Below are 16,648 nucleotides of genomic sequence, written 5' to 3'. Positions count from 1 at the left end.
CCAGTGGGAGAAGAGCCCGTTATGGACGAATCAGGCCAACAGGCCCATAGCCAAGCGGTGAAAAAGGGCTTCAGTGGCTGGCAGGTACTGGGGATTGTACTGCTCGCCATGGTTGTCACCGCCGGGGTCAGTTACTGGGTCTTGAGCCAGTATGTCTTTGTTGAAGCGTTCGATCCCGTTGAGCTGAACACCTCTGAACAGCGCACGCTCCAGAGCAAGCTGCATGTTCTGGGCGTTGATGCGCAGGAACCCTCTAGCCCTGCAGCGGAGCCCGAGCCCTACAGCGAGGAGGGCGCCAGCAGGGAGGTTCGTTTCAGTGAGCGTGAACTCAACGGGATGCTGGCGAACAACACCGATCTGGCCCGGAAGCTGGCCGTTGACCTGTCCCAGGACCTGCTCAGTGTCGTGCTGCTGGTGCCTCTTGAAGAGGGTTTTCCCGTGCTAGGCGGGCAGACCCTGCGGGTTCATGCCGGGGTGGAACTGGCCGTTAACAACGACAAGCCGGTGGTCAGACTCAAGGGCGTCAGCGTCATGGGCGTGCCCCTTCCCAACGCGTGGCTGGGCAACCTTAAGAACGTTGATCTGGTCCACGAGTTTGCAGACGACCCGGGGTTCTGGCGATCCTTTTCAGAGGGCGTCGACAGCGTTCATGTTGAGGACGGTCAACTGGTTTTGAAGCTCAGGGAATAAGGTTCCCTGTTCCAGAGGAGACTGGCCATGGGTCGACGCCACAGCCTGCTGCTTGCCGCCTGCCTGCTGCCCATGGCTGCCCAGGCCGGCGTGGAGCTTACTCCGTTCGCCGGATACCGGCTGGGCGGGGATTTTGAGGTCCGCACTGCCGGCGCCAGAACCACGGAGGATCTGACCTTCGACGACACCCGCAGCCTCGGCCTGACCCTGAACGCCGATCTGGCGGAACCGGGCAAACAGCTGGAACTCTACGTCGCCCGCCAGGAAACCCGGGTCCGTTCCTCCGAGCCCCTTTTCACCCCGCCGGCTACTGCCCTGGATGTGGTGATCTACCAGTTGCAGCTCGGGGGCCTGTATTTCCCCGAAGGCGGGACGACCGGCCCGTTTGTGTCCGGCGTGGCGGGCCTGACCCGGCTGGAGCCCAAACCGGGTGGCTTCAGAAACCATAACCGTGCCTCCATCTCCCTGGGCGGCGGCTACAAGCTGCCGCTGAACCAGAACCTGCTGATGCGATTTGACCTACGAGGCATCTACACGATCCTCGATAGCGGCGGGGCTGTGTTCTGCTCCGGCGGGTGTACCGCCATCTTTGATAGCAGTGGCTTTATTCAGGTGGAAGCGAGCGCGGGGCTGACGCTGCGCTTTTAGTCGACTGGAGGAAGACCAGTCCTCCGAAACTCCAAATGAATCCCGACAACGGACAATTCAGCGCCCAACCAATAGCCAGACTTGCCACACCCTGCTGAGCGAGTGCGTGTCCATGCCATGGAACAGGTCATCCCGGACTCTTGTCTGAAAAAAGCGACGGGTACCAATTTCCGGGGTAGTCAAGAATCAGGCCTGTGCAGCCCGTATCGCTTGACAGCTCCATATATTCGACTTAACTAATATCTAATAGAATGCTCATTCAGGCACCGTGGAAACCGAAACCACCGAGGAGCGAGCGCATGCAACGTCTCCATCGACTCAGGACCCTACCGGCGCTGTTGTTCCTCGCGCTGGCGCCGGTCACAACCGCGGCCAGCGATCTCGGCGAGAAAGTGGCCCAGCAGGGCAATGACAACGGCGCGGCGGCCTGCGTCACCTGCCACGGCGCCGATGGGGGCGGCAACGGCGCGGCCGGCTGGCCGCGTTTGGCCGGCATGAATGCCGACTACCTCGCCAAGCAGCTCGATGACATGGCCAGCGGCAAGCGCGACAACGCCACCATGAACCCCATCGCCAAGGGCCTCTCCGCCGAGGAGCGACGCGCGGTGAGCGAGTACTACGCCGAGATGGAAGCGCCGACGGAGGCGCCGGGGACCGATGCCGCTCAGTCCGTAGTGGAGCGCGGCCGGGCCATTGCCGAGCAGGGCCTGTGGCGCAAGGGAGTCCCCTCCTGCGTCGCCTGTCACGGCCCCGGTGGTGACGGCGTGGGTGCCGATTTCCCCGCCCTCTCCGGCCAGCACGCGAACTACATCGAGAACCAGTTTACCGCGTGGCAGGACGGCACACGACACAACGATCCCAATGAACTCATGGCCTCGGTGGCCGAACGCCTCACCGAGGAAGAGATCAAGGCCGTGGCCGCCTGGTTCGCCTCGCAGCCCGCCCGTCCGCCTGCCGAATAGCCACCGTGGAGGTCATCGTGAACAAGACCCATCAAGAAACCATCCGGCCCGGTCGCCACACCGCGCAGCTCCTGGCGGCCACCCTCCTCGTCGCCGGCACGGCATTCGCCCAGGACGACGAGACCCTCACGAAACAGGTGGAGTTGGAACAGCCCCCCGAGGCCAGTGGCGAGGGGTACTTCGATTATCCCGGCATGGACGAGATCCCCGAGGGGCAGTTCGGCGAGGCCGTGCGCAGCGGCATGGAGGCTTTCATCAACACACTGCAGCACCCGGAGGCCAAGCGCCACGTCGGCAACGGCCAGAACTGCGCCAACTGCCACCTGGGTGGCGGCATGGCCGCCAACTCCGCGCCCCTGTGGGGCGCCTGGGGGATCTACCCCAAATACCGTGGCAAGAACGACCACGTGAATACCATGGATGAGCGCATCCGGGGCTGCTTCACCTACTCCATGAACGCCGGAGACTCCGAGGCCGGTGGCCCGCCGAAGCCGGACAGCCAGCTCCTGAAAGACATGCAGTCATTCATGTTCTGGTCCGCCAGGGGTGCGCCCCTCGGGAAGAACCTGCCCGGCCGAGGCTATCGCAGTGTCGAGGAACCGGAAGACGGCTACTCCATCTCCCGCGGGGAATCCATCTACCAGGACCAGTGCGCCGTCTGCCACGCCGAGGACGGAAGCGGGAAATTCACCGCCGACGGCAAACAGATCTTCCCGCCTCTGTGGGGCGAGAAGGCGTTCAACTGGGGTGCCGGCATGCACCGCATCAACACCGCAGCGGGTTTCATCAAGTACAACATGCCCCTGGGCAAGGCCAACCCCGTGGAGATGCACGCCGCCCTCTCCGACCAGGAGGCGTGGGACGTGGCCGCCTACATGAACAGCCATGAGCGGCCCCAGGACCCGCGCTGGGAAGGCGACAAGGCGACCACCGCAGAGAAGTGGCACGACCACACCTGCCTCTACAACCAAGAGGCACGCGGCCACACCCTGGGTGAGGGTACCGAGTAACCCTCACCCGTGTGATTGCGGACAGCCACAAGGAATCCATCATGAACGGCAACCACGCGCGCATCGCTCTGGCGACAGCGCTGGCCCTGGTGACCGCGCCGGCCGGAGCCGCCAACTGGCTGGTACTCAACAGCGCCGAGGCGCCCGAGGGCGCCCCGAGCATGTCGGTCTTCGGCTTCATCCAGCCGACCTACCGCGACATCGACGACAGCGACAAGGCACCCAACGGTCAGCGCCCCATCTTCAACACCCTCGCCCCGGACCGCTCCAGCAGCTCCGGCTTCAACCTGGCCCGGGCGCGGCTTGGCGTGCGCGGGGCGCTGAACAATACTGACAAGGACATCCACTACTTCTTCCTCACCGAGTGGGGCAACAACGGCATTACCCGCCTGGCCGACCCCGACGGCGGCAGCCCCGGCCCCCAGCTCACGGATGCCTCCATGACCTTCCGCCACCTCGCTGGCGGTGGCAGCGACGACATCTGGGAGCCCGGAGTAAGCCTGCGTATCGGCCAGTTCCAGTGGCCGCTGGTGGACGAGGGGCTGCGCGCAATTCCCGCCTACGACTACATCAGCTTCTCGGAGGTAAGCCGGCAGCAGGTACTGGAGCGGTACGTGCGCCAGAACCCCGGTGGTAACGACGAGAGCCTCACCGGCTTCGACGGCTCCATCAGCTCCTACCGCGATATCGGCGCCATGGCCTTCGACGAATTCCGGATCACCGACCACTGGGAGGGGACCTGGGCCGCCGGAGTGGGCAATGGCAACGGCATCAACCGCAGCGACAACGACGACAACCGCGACCTCTATCTGCGGGCCCAGGCCGCCTACGTCTTCGACGGCGTCCACCGCGGCAGCCCGCGCCGGGAGGACGTCAAATTCTTCGCCTGGAGCCAGCAGGGGGATCGTGTCTTCGATGCCGGCAGGGACGGCACCATCGACGACGGCGACGAGTTCGAGCGCAACCGCTACGGCCTGGGCTTCCACTACTACCGCCAGCCCTGGCGCTTCTCCGGGGAATACGTCTTCGGCAATGGCATGGTCTACAACGGCACCAATCCGCCCTTCACGAACCCCGGTGAAGACATTGGCGATGTCACTCCCCAGATGGCCCCCGGCAAGGACAACGAATTCGACGGCTGGTACCTGGACGCCGCCTGGTTCATACAGCCCAACAAGCTGGCGCTACAGGCCCGCTACGATGTCCTGAACCGGCTCAACGAATTCGATGCGGATGAATTCGCCAATAAAGGGCATCCGGAACGGAAATTCTCCACGTTGACCCTGGGGCTGCAGTACTGGAACCACCCCATCAAGAGCCAGTGGACCCTCTCCTATCGCATCCGCGACCTGGAGGCGCCCCACAACGCCGCGGCCAACAAGGTTGGCAGAACCATGGGCAACGAGATCCTCCTGCAGTACTTTCACCTCTTCAACACCGGCGGCTGACAAGGAGATGGAGAGGGTATAGGGAAGGATTCTCACCGATGCGGCGGCGGGTGGTGGCGGCCTGGGTCGGGTCGACGTCGAAGGCGACCGTGGCCTCGGGGCGGGAGAACTGGATGCCGGGGAGGTGGACGATGACCGTCCAGATCAGGATCCGGTCCTCGCCGGAGACGATGCGGACGCAAACAGGTTCAGGCCAGGTTCTGAGCCCACCATGCAGGCCACGCATTCCCTGTTATTCGGGATCCGGCGGCTCGACTGACAACACATCAATCTCGTTTTCCAGGATATGCTGATACTCGCGAATCCTCTGGACATAACGCACCGGCTCGTAACCCCGCGCATAACCGTATTTGAGATTCTGGTAAATGAACTTCTTCGAAAGAAGGGGTAATACCTGCTTGACGTCTCCCCAGCGGTGCGGATCGAGGTCCTGTTCCCGCGCCAGCCGCTGGGCATCATGCAGGTGGCCACGCCCAACATTATAGGCCGCCAGTGCCAGCCAGGTGCGGTCCGGTTCTTCTACCTCGTCCGAGAAGCGCTCATTCCTGAGCTTCGCCAGGTACTTGGCACCCCCGAAAATGCTTTGCTTGGGATCCAGCCGGTTATCCACACCCACTTCTTTTGCCGTATTCAGCGTCAGCATCATGATCCCCCGGACCCCGGTCGGGCTGCGGGCACGGGCACGCCAGTGCGACTCCTGGTACCCCTGAGCGGAAAGCAGAATATAGGGAAGGTCGTATTGTTCCGCGGCCGTCTCGAAATAGCTTCGGTATTTCGGGTAGCGTTCGTCGACCCGACGGATCAAACGGCGCGTGTCCACGTAATCAAAAACCCGAAAATAGCCGTAATAATGCTCTTTGACGACCTCCAGACGCCCGCTCTCCCTGAACGATTCCAGCCAGGACGCAACGGCGCTCTCAAGGTCCCTGCGCGGCTGCGCCATCATCCAGCCCAGTGACTCTGAACGGTTGAGGTTGAACGGCGCGATCAGCTCCGGGAAATAGCGCCGGTTGTGATCGACAATATTGGAGTCGGCAATGGTACAGTCGATCTCCCGCTGCCAGACGTCGTAGAGGAGCTGCTCAGTGGAAACATTATCCACGGTTTGCCACTCGAGCTCGGGATGGGTCTCTTTAAGGGTCTCCAGTCGCTCCACATAGCTGCTATCCGCGATCACAGTAATGTCCAGCCCCACCAGCTCTTCAACAGACTCGGGCTGGACGTTATCGCGACGGCACACAACCTGCTGGGTCACATCCTGGTAGGGCGGCCCGAAACGAAAGCGTTCCTGGCGTTTGGGGGTAATCGTCAATCCAGCCGCGGCCAGATCCCCTTCGCCGTTTGCAATGCCTTCGATGATGGAGCGGATCGACGGCTTGATGTTGTATGCCACCTCAACACCCAGGTGCGATGCAAAAGCCTCGACCATATCGTACTCAGGCCCCGTGGGTTTGCCGTCACGCCCCAGATACCAGGTGGTCGGCGCGTTACGGGTCAGCACCACCAGCTTCCCCTCCTCCTTGATAGCCTGAAGGCTGCGTGCCTGCCCCTCATCATGTGTGCAGCCAACCACAGCCAGTATGGCCACCAGAAACACAATACGCCTGACTCGGTACATACGCCGCTCCGAGAGAAAGACAACAAAATAAAGGGTAGTATGTGTTTCCTTTAAACACAGTCAAAACATTGCTTGAGTACGAGGAATACTACAAACCGGCGGCGGCGATGACGCGGTGCGCGGCCTGGAATTGTTTTGTCAGGACCTCGGGCGCGCCCTCTGGGATGTCGCCGCGCCAGTAGTCGAGTTCGCCGGACGGAACCAGCACCCTCGCCTTCGGGAAGACCGGCTGATCGTCGGCATCGATCAACCCGCCGACATGGTCGGGATGCATGTGGGTGATGAGGACCGTGTCGATGGATGCTGGATTAACCGCTATTTCTTCGGTTTTTCCGAAACAGGCGCAGCAACCTGAAACAAGTCGCTCCGCGTGCTCTCAACAAACTTGAACTGGGCCATATCCCGGGCGACATCTGATTCCAGGCTTTTCAGGTAAGCATCCAGCTCATCCTCAAAGGCGTCATCCTCTGCCAACCGGAGTGCGAGCAGATAGGTCTCCTTCCCTGCTGACGTATTGGATTCGTCCTCAATCTCCTTGACCACCTGTTGATAGCACTCCGAGTTCTTGCCGTCACTTTTCCCTGTGGCTTCCTGCGCCATGCACAGATAAAGCCGGTTTTCATGGTTGGGTTGAAGCTCTGCCAGGCGCTCCGTTGCTTTGACGATACCCTCAGCTTTACCCATTCGCTTCAGGATATTGATCCTCGCGGTATAGGCGGGCACATAACCTGGATCAACTTCCGTTGCACGCTGCGTCAGCTCAAGAGCCTTATCCAACCCCCCATCCTCGGAACGATCTACCAAGATCTGCTGCGCCTGTTCGGTCAGGGAGGCCGCACTCTCTTCTTCACCCGTGGAGCAGCCGGACAACAGCACAATGATCAGGACCAGTATGAGTGCGCGACGACACGAACCTGTAACCGTCATTGATCTCTACCCTTAATCTGGATTTCTTTGACCGCAAGCGAGCTTGAATTGGTACCGACACCACTATCAAACCAGTACCCGGCTTCAATTCTTACTTTATATGCCCATGGATCTTTAGAGGGAGCCAGATAGAACTTCGCCGAGCCAATGGGCGCATACTCGTTCTCTGGCCAAACCGCCTGGTTGCGCTGCTTGAAGCGCTTACGGGCAATAACTTCTCCGTTAGAGATCAACGTCGCACTGCCATAAAAATCAAAAGCGCCTTTGAATTCCGGCAGCTCCATGGGTGGCGTGTGGCCCATGGCAGACACAAACAGGCTATCGCCTCGAGTGACCACGTTGCCTTTGATATAGAAACTTCCGTGGATGCCCACGCCTTCCTGAAACAGGTAGGAAAGCTTTTTGATCCTAAACGTATTTTTTTCAGGCTCGAAGTGATGGGTCTTGCGCTCATCTTGAGATGAGAAAATCCATTTGGTCATCACAGACTCCTTTCTGTCTTTACCGCGGGGAACGGAATCCTATCATCGAGCACGGTCGAAAACCAGTTTTGTGGGGGAACCGCCCGGGTTTGGGACTTCACTAACCTCCCGTAGTCAGCTCAGACCGTAAGCCGCCAAACATGCGGCAAAAACCGAAACCCATCTCCGTCCTCGGCCACATACCCAATCCCCGGAAAATCCAGATGATGCCCGGCGACCAGCTCCCGGGATTCGGCCAGTTCGGCCATGATGCGGCGGCGGGTGGTGGCGGCCTGGGGCGGGTCGACGTCGAAGGCGACCGTGGCCTTGGGGCGGGGGAACTGGATGCCGGGGAGGTGGACGATGTCCGTCCAGACCAGGATCCGGTCCTCGCCGGAGACGATGCGGTAGCCGGAATGGTCCGGCGTGTGGCCCGGTAGCGGCACGCGGGTGATGCCCGGCAGGACCTCGGTGCCCGCCAGGCGCTGCATGCGCGAACCGACGGCGGCGATGACGCGGTGCGCGGCCTGGAATTGTTTTGTCAGGACCTCGGGCGCGCCCTCCGGGATGTCGCCGCTCCAGTAGTTGAGTTCGCCGGACGGAACCAGCACCCTCGCCTTCGGGAAGACCGGCTGATCATCGGCATCGATCAGCCCGCCGACATGGTCGGGATGCATGTGGGTGATGAGGACCGTGTCGATGGCGCTGGCGTCGAGGCCGATGGCGTTGAGGTTGGCCATCAGACCGGCACCGCCCTCGCCGGCGAAGGCGCCGATGCCGGTGTCGATCAGGATCCGGTGATCGCCGGTGTCCAGCAGAAAGGCGTTAAGGGTGATGCGCGGCGGCGTGGGCCGGCGGTTTTCGGCTTGCAGGCGCCTGGCCTCTTCTTCAGGGATCGACTGGACCAGGCCGAAGCTGGCTTCCATCTGGGCATCGAGCAGGGTTGTGAGGATGAAGTCGCCGATGCGGAGTTGGTGGGCATTGGTGGGTTGGTGTCGAGGCATAAATACCCCTTTCTATTTTTGGGTTTGGTAGGATTATTGTTTTAGAGCAACAACAACTTGGAAATGATGGAAGCCCTCAGCAAGGAACAACAAGAACCATCCCACTATCAAGTTCAATCGCCGCTCATAGACGCAGATCCGCTGCTGCGCCATAGCGCCATTGTATTGGTAGCCATAGCGGGCGCTTGGTTATTCCACCTATACAGCCAGCTAACTCCAACAGCAATTGTCATTTCTATCTGGCTTGTTACCGCTTGGCTGATCGGGCGTGGATTATATCGCCGTCGCCGAATAAGACGTCGGGCATGGCTTATGGCCAGCCTGAAGGAGACAAGTCCATGGCACCCCTGGTTGCGAGGAGGGATGCGCCTCCGGGTTTACTACGCTTTCATCGGGGGGTTCTTGGCATTGGTATTACTTCCCTCACTTTCTAGGTTAAAAGACCCAGCACCATGGATGCTGCTTTTGGCAGCCGGTCTCGCCCTCGTAATTATCCGCCTTCGTGTTGAGACCTCTTTAGCCACACAGTTTAAACGACCTTTCCTGGAGGAGGCTGCATGGTGGGTCTCGCTACGTATCGTAACGGTCGGTCTGATGACAGGATTCATCGCTCTAGCTTTCCAGACCTCGCAGCCAGATTTCATCAGTGACGATGTGGAACTCCTGATTTCAATGCAGCATATGATGGATCAAGAAGTAGCTAGAAGTGAGTTATTTCAATACGCGCTTCAGTGGCATGCTGCAATGGATGGCGCCCGGTTTTGGATTGGTCAGCAGCTTGAGCAGGCATTACCGACAATCCCCTTAGCAGCAGTGCTCACCTGGGCTCTGCTGTTTATTAAACAATTCCTCTTTGCACTTGGTTGGCTTCTGTTGCTTGTCGGATTACTCTCAAGAGACACCCATTATGACTGATGCGCCGCAGGGATTAGGGCAGGCCCTCAGCAATGCCCTGACAATCACTCTGGTTGTCCTGCTGGGTTTGCTTCTAATCTTCTCCTTCTATTCGAGCGACCCAGTCGAGTGGGAGTGCGCTCACTATATCTATGTCACCATGAATGGCGAAACGTACCGTGTTCATCGTGAAGACTTATCAGATATAGAAAACACCTCAGAAAAGGCCCTCAACAACCACACACGAAAGGCCCTGATTGCCATCAATGGCAAAATCTCTGAGCGGCTCGAAGAGTTTCGGACACAAGCGAAGAAGAAAGTTGAAGAGTACATTGATTGGCATTACAGCCCCAAAGCTGACCTTTATCGCACCGCATCTAGCGTTCCGATACCACACATGCTGGAGGAGGAATTAATTCCTGAAAATCCGACGATTGAAGACCTCTTCAATAACTTCCATAGCGATCTGCAAAAGCTGGAAGGCGATCTCCAGAAAGAATTGGTCACTCAGACAGGCATTATCACGGAAGGATGGATTGAAGCTATCATTAAACAAATCGATGACCAGAAGGTCGAGGCTAGCTATTTCGGAGAGGTTCAATCGAAAGTGCCTAACCTAGACCTAAAAGCGTTTTCAGAGAAAACGCTCAACTCTCATATTGCCTCGCTCTCTAGCAGATCAATTGGTCCAGGCGGACACCTCCTATCAGGTATCAGCGCTCAATATGCACTGCGTACTTTGGGTAAAACGTCATTTTCCTTCCGCCACATTAAGAAGCGACCACCCCTCCCAAGATTTCATGTCCCCGCCATGGGTAAGTTCAAATGGGTGCGCAGGGGAACAAGAGTACTCAAAGCTCCTGGCCCGTGGGGGTTCATCGGATGGGGTATGGAAATAGTTCCTTATGTTGCAGGTGGTGTTGAATATAGCCACGCATTATTTGAATACACGGAAAGATTAGAGAAGGAAGAGGAGGAGAACTCAGACAAATTGCGAGGAGCGCTTCTCGGCCAAGTTCAAGAACTGGAGTCACGATTTGAAGTTGCTATTCAGAACGCGGCCTTGGAACACCTTAAGCATCTTCAAAACCAAGGCGACAAGAGTCTGGAACGTGCGTTCCAACCGTTACAAACTTATTGATTCAAACTGATTAGGTGAAGTGCCAATAATAGATCTGGCACGAAAAATCTGTCTACAACTCCATCCCGCGCATCAAGGCATTTCGCAGGTTATTAGCACGCTGCTGGTATTCAAAATGCTCTCGAAAAAGCGGCTCCATCTTGTCAATTAATCTCACAGCGGCCTCGCCAACGCTCGGCCCTAAAACCTTCCCCTGCTCCATTAACCAGTTCTGTACACGTTCGGAGGTTAGAGCGGCACAGGCTACACCAATGGCCAGGAGCCAAACCCAGCTGGGAAGTCGTTGCGCTTGCACACCAAGATGACGAACCAGCTGCCAAACACGATCGATCATCGCAGCGGTTATGACGATGCTCCCGATACCTGCAACTTTGATCGAATACTCGACTGCAGCCTCACGCGAATACTTCTTCGCTGTGGCGATAACACTGACATGTACAAGAGGAACGCCCATTTTTTCAAAATGAACATCTCGGCCAGAGATAGGTGCTTCAATCTTTTCATGGAGCTTCACATAAGGAGCGTCCTTCGGGTCATGATACGTTTCATCCGGGCCGCCACACTCAACGAGATTGAGTTTTGACCGAAATCGTTCCCACTGCTCCTCCAGAGCCTTAACACCTATGCCTTCTCGCTCGTGAAGGTCCTGTATCTTCGCCTCGACTTCCTGCTCCAGGAACGTGGGCGCATAGGCGAGAATGGTCTCTGCGTCGATCGCTTCCAGAAGGTTTGTTCGAGCATCAGGGTTGTCAGCCCTCGCGAGCCACCTGATATCTGAAACTATCGCGCTCGCATCCACGATGAGAGGCACCTGTAATATTTCGGCGATCCCAAAAGCTGAATACTGATTACTCAGAATACTCCGGAGACTTGGTAATTCGTCTGATCTAGCCTGCATGCCTTTGGCCACTAAAGCGTAATCCTCATAAATCCAAACTCGCGCCCCGCTTCCGCAACCATTCCTTTCGCTCGCGCCAGTCGGGCATCACTTTGTCCACCTCGTTCCAAAAGGCATCCGTGTGGTTGCGGTGATGGAAATGGCAAAGCTCATGGACGGTGATGTAATCGATGATCTTGGGCGGGGCCATCATGCACTTCCAGTGGAAGTTCAATATTCCACTGCGCCCGCAGCTTGCCCAGCGATAGCCCATATCTTTCACTTTGACATCGGCAATGTCCACGCCCACTTTGGGCGCAAAGAATAAAGCACGGCTTTCAAAACGCTGCTGTCCTTTATCCACATAGAACTGTTCAAAAGCCTTCCTGGCTGCGTCAGTGCCGCCGTGTTCAATCACTTCTCGGCTTAAACAGAAACGCCCATCCTTTAACTTCAAGGGCTGATCCTGCCCTGAAACAAGCGCGAGGCGGTACGCACCGCCCAGGTACAGAAAGGTTTCCCCGTTGACCCATTCCCGGGCAACCGCCGAGGCATTCAGGTCCTTCCATTCGGCCAGGTTGCGGTATATCCAGAGGCGTTTGCTATCCACTACGGCATCAACCTGTTCGGGGGTATACTTCGCAGGCGGACGCACCACTACCGTACCGTCCCGCTCGATTACGATGTCCGTAGTCTTACGCTGGTTGCCAGGGACCAGAAGATATTCGATGTCTCTGACGCGTCGGGGTGTCATCCTGTCACTTCCTCCTATCCGTGCCGCTAAGCAGTGAGTCATGGCGATTCTTGGCCAGTTTCATGATTTCGACTGCGATCCGTTCCCTGTTGCTTTTCAGTTCAGGAATCCCGGTGAGGGTCAGTGCTGTCTTGATTTCGCTGCGGGTGCGCTTCTGTTTGTCGCTGTTGTTCCAGAAGTCGATGCTGCCGATGTCTTGTTGCAGGGTATCAATGATTCTTTCCATGAGGGATTTCATGTTCTCCCTCTCACCAGGAGGCACTTCACCGCCCTCGAAGGCTTCATTGGCGATATGTTCATAGAAGGTCGTAGCCTCCCGGCTCATCCCCTCCTCGCCCTGCTTGCGTCCTTCCGCAGCTTCCTTGCGCAGGCTTTCCAGCTCTTCCGCCAGTTTCTCCCACTCGCCCTGATACTGGTCGATCAGCTGCTCGACCTTCTCTGACAGGCTCTTGTAAAAGGCAGGGTCTTCATCGTGGTGCACGGTGCAGTGCTTGCGGATGGCGTGCTCCATCTCGCTGGCCTTCGCCTCGGCATTACCTCCCGCGTGCTCGTCGAGCTGTTCCAGGAAGTCGCCGGAAAGCAGCTCCACGGGTTCCACCTTTGGGTTGATACCGAGACTGATCAGGTGATCGTTGATCAGATCTCGCACCTTTTGTCCGGCATCACCCAGGTTCAGGGTGTCGTCCTTATAGCGCTCCTTGGCCACCCGCTGGATGTAACCCAGGCGCCTGGCCGGTACACGGTAGGGCTGGCCGGCTGAATGAGGGAGGATGATGTCCAGGCTAGCCAGGAACTTCTTCAGGTACACATCGAAGTCCGCCCGAACCTTCTCGTCCTTCAGGAGCTTGACCGCTTCGTGCACTACCTCCGCATCGGCCTCGACATCCGACAGTCTGCCTTCCACGAAATCCTGAACCTGGTGCACTTTGTGTTCCGAAAATAGTTGCAGCAATCGCTGGTAGCGCTCCTGAAGCACCGGCACTTCTGAAGTGATGTTCTTCAGCCCACTTGCCAATTCCTGTTGCTCGTCCGTCGCCGCATACAGGGTCAGCGCCTCGGTCAACTTATGTGTCAGGCCGATATAGTCCACCACATAGCCGCGCTGTTTGCCCTTCTTCACCCGGTTGGTGCGAGCGATGGCCTGCAGCAGGGTGTGCTCACGGATTTTCTTGTCCAGGTACATCACCTGCTCGATGGGCGCGTCGAAGCCGGTCATGAGCATGTCGCAGACCACCAGAAAAGCAATGCCGCTGTGGGGCTTATCCGGGTCATCAAATGCGAAGGGCTTGCAGAAGTTCTCCACCGCATTCCAGGCCCGGGCCTGCTTGCGAGCCTCTGTGATCCAGGCCGCCTCGTTGGTGCCGTCGCTGGATATCACCACCGCCGCCTTCAGGAACTCAATTTGGCGGATTTTTTCCTCGTCCGGTTCCGGCTCAGCACGCATGGCCGCCACCGTATCGGCCAGAGCCCGGTGGATGGCCTGCTGGTAGCGCACTGCCGCCAGCTTGGAGTGGCATACCACCTGCGCCTTGAAGCCATTGGGAAAGATATGCTCCAGATAATGCCGGACCATGTCCTTCGCAATGGCCACGATGCGCTGCTCCGCCTCCAGGATGTCACCAGTTGCACCGTACTTCTTTTTGATGGTGAGCAGCTCTTCCTCGCTGCGCTCACGGAACAGGTTCTCGAACTTGTCCTCGAACTCCGCCTTTTCGTTCAGAGCCGCATCGGCCGTACGTCCTTCATAGAGAATCTGCAGCGTGGTGCCGTCTTCCACGGCGTCCATCAGCTTGTACTTGTCGATGTAGTCACCGAAGCGTTTTACTGTTTTCTTCTCGCCGTGACGTTCGGTGATCAAGGGCGTCCCGGTGAAGGCGATGCGCGCGGCATTGGGAAAGGCTTCGAATATGTTCTCGCCCAGTTCCGAGCTTTGAGTACGGTGGGCCTCGTCGATCATGAGCACAATTCGTGATGAAAAATTGACCACCCCGAAGGTGTCCTTGCCGGGCATGGCCTGATAGGTGCCCAGTGCCTCGGCCACAGACGTCGGCAGGCTTTCATCCGCCACCTGGAACTTGTGCGCCATCACCATATTCACATCGGACTGATTGGTGCCCAGATCCCGGCGCAGCGCCTCGCTGCTTTCCACCACGTTCACCCGCCCGCCGATCAGGGTGGCGGTCTCGGCCAGTTGCTCCTCCAGGTCCACCCGGTCATTGACCAGCACGATCTTGTAGTCGTGCAGATCCTTCGAGGCGCGCAGCATGCGCGCCACGAACACCATGGTCAGGCTCTTTCCCGAGCCCTGGGTGTGCCAGACCACGCCGCCTTTTTCCTCGGCCGTACGCCCATGACGCAGACGTTCGACAATGCGCCCGGCGGCGCGGAACTGCTGATAGCGGCCCACCACCTTGATGCGCGGGCCGCTGTCGGTATCCATGAACACCGAACAGGTCCGCAGGAGTTTGAGCAGATTGGCCTTGTCCAGCATGCCGGCGATCAGCCGTTGCTGCGGGTTCATACCCTCGGCTTCGCTCTCGTCGCAGGGCCACAGAGTCTTCCAGGGATAGAAATGCTCGTCGCCGGAAGTGATGGTGCCGTAGTCCGCCTCCACGCCGCTGCTGCGGATCAGCAGCAGGTTACTGTGGAACAGCCGTGGCTCACCCTCCTTAAGGCCCTGCCGTGCCGTGTCCTCCCGGCGGTTCATGTAGCGCTGCAACTGGCGGAAGGCCTCTTCCATGGGGTTGGCGCAGGTGGGCCCGCCCTTCTTGCACTCCACCACCGCCAGCGGAATGCCGTTCACGAAGAGCACGAGATCGGGAATAATGAACTGCTTCACGCAGCCGGGCGTGTCGATGCGGAACTGGTTGATGGCCAGGAAGTGGTTGTTCTCCGGTGTATCGAAGTCAATCAGCCGCACCACCGGGTCCTGCTCGCCAGTTTCCTCGTTCACGTCCACCTGAGTCTTCAAAAGCAGCCTCTGCACCGCCTCGTTGGCTTCCAGCAGGGTGCGGTTGGGCTGGCGCAATAGCTGCTCTTGCAGATCCAGCAACTGCTTGTCCGTCAGCCAGGTACCGCCGCCCTTGCCGGGGTTGATGGCCGCCACCGACCGTGTGAACACCTCCGGCAACAGCCACTGGCGGAAGCCGGCGCGGCGGCTCCGGGCTGGATCGGACGGGATCTCCTGCCCTTGGTCGATAATTTCCCAGCCCAGCTCCTGCAGCTGCTGCAGAAACGGCCGCTCGACTTCCGTGTACTCAGACATGGGCGGCCTCGGGTTCGTCCTCTGGCTCAACCTCCGGCTCCACTAAAACCTTGCCCGTCAGGAGATCATGCATTAGGCCCCTCTTTTGTTTCTTCAGTTTTTCTAACTGTCTCCTTTCCATCTGTATTCTTGATACCGCATTATCTAAAACATCTGCAATTTCGAGCTGCTCACCTTCACCGGGCACCATGGTTGGCAACCTTCGCACTTCGCCGAGATTGATCCCCTGAACTGCAACACCCAACGTATTGATATCATAGTGACGACGAGCGACGTCGCTCTCGAGAAAATAGCTATAAAACCTATTGTTACCAGTAGCAATATCAATCCGTGCCGTATCCTGCGTAATATTTGCCCCCTCTAGTTCATCTGGAACTACGCAAATTCGACCAACACTCCCTCTGATCGTGATGAGAATGTCTCCCGATTTCAGCCTAGATCTCTTATACTCCTGATCAATGTCTGGCGACGTGAGAAGCAACCCCTCCGAATTAATCATCCGGTCGTTTATGTCTTTTACCTTAATTACCGGGACACCATTCTCATGGCCATATCCAGGCATAAGTATGCCGTACACAACTGGACGCGCTGGGTTTACTACGTCGCCAAGGCTAGTAAGCGACCACTCTTTCGGGATCCACCCAATCGGCGTTTCCTGATACAGCTCCGGGGCCTGTTCGCGGGGCGGGCGCAGTTGGCCGTCGGGGCCGATGCCGCGGGTAAAGAGGTCGTGCATGAGCCCGGCCTTGATCTGCTGATACTTGTCGATCAGCGCCTCGGTCTTTTCGATGGCCTGGTCGATGGTTTGCAGGATGCGGGCAATTTTCCTTTGCGTCGCTGGATGAAGGCTTGGTACGAGAACTTTTCTCAAGTCAGACACCGTCAACATCGGAACCGCTTGCTGCGCGGTAACCCTTGGAAAATGGAGTTCCCCCAAAAAAGTGGACAC

Annotated in this window: 17 protein-coding genes; 7 read left to right on the top strand and 10 right to left on the bottom strand. The window is 58.1% G+C overall.

What is annotated here, in order from left to right:
• Positions 1-21 precede the first annotated feature (21 nt).
• The 5 genes from H4I92_RS09210 to H4I92_RS09190 all read left to right on the top strand — a co-directional run bounded on the left by H4I92_RS09210 (position 22) and on the right by H4I92_RS09190 (position 4,758).
• A complete protein-coding gene (locus H4I92_RS09210) occupies positions 22-690 on the top strand; it encodes an arginine N-succinyltransferase (protein ID WP_077530301.1) in 669 nt (222 codons plus the stop codon).
• A 27-nt stretch (positions 691-717) separates the two neighbouring features.
• Complete coding sequence (locus tag H4I92_RS09205) at positions 718-1,338, top strand: hypothetical protein (protein ID WP_077530300.1); 621 nt, start codon at positions 718-720, stop codon at positions 1,336-1,338.
• Positions 1,339-1,637: 299 nt separating this feature from the next.
• Positions 1,638-2,300, top strand: coding sequence for a c-type cytochrome (locus H4I92_RS09200; RefSeq protein WP_077530299.1), 663 nt, complete (start codon positions 1,638-1,640; stop codon positions 2,298-2,300).
• Between the two features lie 17 nt (positions 2,301-2,317).
• A complete protein-coding gene (locus H4I92_RS17075; RefSeq protein WP_218668188.1) occupies positions 2,318-3,310 on the top strand; it encodes a c-type cytochrome in 993 nt (330 codons plus the stop codon).
• A 41-nt stretch (positions 3,311-3,351) separates the two neighbouring features.
• Complete coding sequence (locus tag H4I92_RS09190) at positions 3,352-4,758, top strand: hypothetical protein (protein WP_077530298.1); 1,407 nt, start codon at positions 3,352-3,354, stop codon at positions 4,756-4,758.
• On the opposite strand, the gene H4I92_RS09185 is transcribed toward H4I92_RS09190, so the two are convergent.
• From H4I92_RS09185 to H4I92_RS09160, 6 genes are all read right to left on the bottom strand, one after another.
• Positions 4,742-4,984, bottom strand: coding sequence for a hypothetical protein (locus tag H4I92_RS09185; protein WP_077530297.1), 243 nt, complete (start codon positions 4,982-4,984; stop codon positions 4,742-4,744). The genes H4I92_RS09190 and H4I92_RS09185 overlap by 17 nt on opposite strands.
• Before the next feature lie 6 nt (positions 4,985-4,990).
• Entirely contained in the window at positions 4,991-6,376 is a 1,386-nt protein-coding gene (mltF, locus tag H4I92_RS09180) for a membrane-bound lytic murein transglycosylase MltF (RefSeq protein ID WP_077530296.1), read from the bottom strand.
• Between the two features lie 88 nt (positions 6,377-6,464).
• Complete coding sequence (locus H4I92_RS09175; RefSeq protein WP_077530295.1) at positions 6,465-6,650, bottom strand: MBL fold metallo-hydrolase; 186 nt, start codon at positions 6,648-6,650, stop codon at positions 6,465-6,467.
• A 41-nt stretch (positions 6,651-6,691) separates the two neighbouring features.
• Positions 6,692-7,303: a hypothetical protein gene (locus H4I92_RS09170; protein WP_077530294.1), complete on the bottom strand. Its 612-nt coding sequence runs from the start codon at positions 7,301-7,303 to the stop codon at positions 6,692-6,694.
• Positions 7,300-7,785 (bottom strand): hypothetical protein, encoded by a 486-nt coding sequence (locus tag H4I92_RS09165; RefSeq protein ID WP_077530293.1) that lies wholly within the window; start codon positions 7,783-7,785, stop codon positions 7,300-7,302. The genes H4I92_RS09170 and H4I92_RS09165 overlap by 4 nt, the downstream gene beginning before the upstream one ends.
• Positions 7,786-7,904: 119 nt before the next feature.
• Positions 7,905-8,768, bottom strand: coding sequence for an MBL fold metallo-hydrolase (locus H4I92_RS09160; protein WP_077530292.1), 864 nt, complete (start codon positions 8,766-8,768; stop codon positions 7,905-7,907).
• Between the two features lie 57 nt (positions 8,769-8,825).
• Here H4I92_RS09160 and H4I92_RS09155 point away from each other — a divergent pair, with 57 nt between their 5' ends.
• Both H4I92_RS09155 and H4I92_RS09150 read left to right on the top strand, forming a co-directional pair.
• Positions 8,826-9,683: a hypothetical protein gene (locus H4I92_RS09155; RefSeq protein ID WP_143512649.1), complete on the top strand. Its 858-nt coding sequence runs from the start codon at positions 8,826-8,828 to the stop codon at positions 9,681-9,683.
• Positions 9,676-10,803 (top strand): hypothetical protein, encoded by a 1,128-nt coding sequence (locus tag H4I92_RS09150; RefSeq protein ID WP_077530290.1) that lies wholly within the window; start codon positions 9,676-9,678, stop codon positions 10,801-10,803. The genes H4I92_RS09155 and H4I92_RS09150 overlap by 8 nt, the downstream gene beginning before the upstream one ends.
• A 52-nt stretch (positions 10,804-10,855) precedes the next feature.
• On the opposite strand, the gene H4I92_RS09145 is transcribed toward H4I92_RS09150, so the two are convergent.
• The 4 genes from H4I92_RS09145 to H4I92_RS09130 are packed head-to-tail and all read right to left on the bottom strand — an operon-like array spanning position 10,856 to position 16,570.
• Complete coding sequence (locus H4I92_RS09145) at positions 10,856-11,713, bottom strand: hypothetical protein (protein ID WP_143512648.1); 858 nt, start codon at positions 11,711-11,713, stop codon at positions 10,856-10,858.
• Positions 11,714-11,726: 13 nt separating this feature from the next.
• Positions 11,727-12,434, bottom strand: coding sequence for a M48 family metallopeptidase (locus H4I92_RS09140; protein ID WP_077530288.1), 708 nt, complete (start codon positions 12,432-12,434; stop codon positions 11,727-11,729).
• Positions 12,435-12,438: 4 nt separating this feature from the next.
• Positions 12,439-15,699, bottom strand: a complete 3,261-nt coding sequence (locus tag H4I92_RS09135) for a type I restriction endonuclease subunit R (protein WP_077530287.1) — start codon at positions 15,697-15,699, stop codon at positions 12,439-12,441.
• Positions 15,692-16,570 (bottom strand): restriction endonuclease subunit S, encoded by an 879-nt coding sequence (locus tag H4I92_RS09130; RefSeq protein ID WP_179105672.1) that lies wholly within the window; start codon positions 16,568-16,570, stop codon positions 15,692-15,694. The genes H4I92_RS09135 and H4I92_RS09130 overlap by 8 nt, the downstream gene beginning before the upstream one ends.
• Between the last annotated feature and the right edge of the window lie 78 nt (positions 16,571-16,648).

The organism is Vreelandella halophila, from assembly GCF_019903425.1.
Classification (GTDB): Bacteria; Pseudomonadota; Gammaproteobacteria; order Pseudomonadales; family Oleiphilaceae; genus Halospina; species Halospina halophila.
Note: the sequence above shows the minus strand (reverse complement) of the source record. Positions and strands in the feature narration are given on the sequence as shown.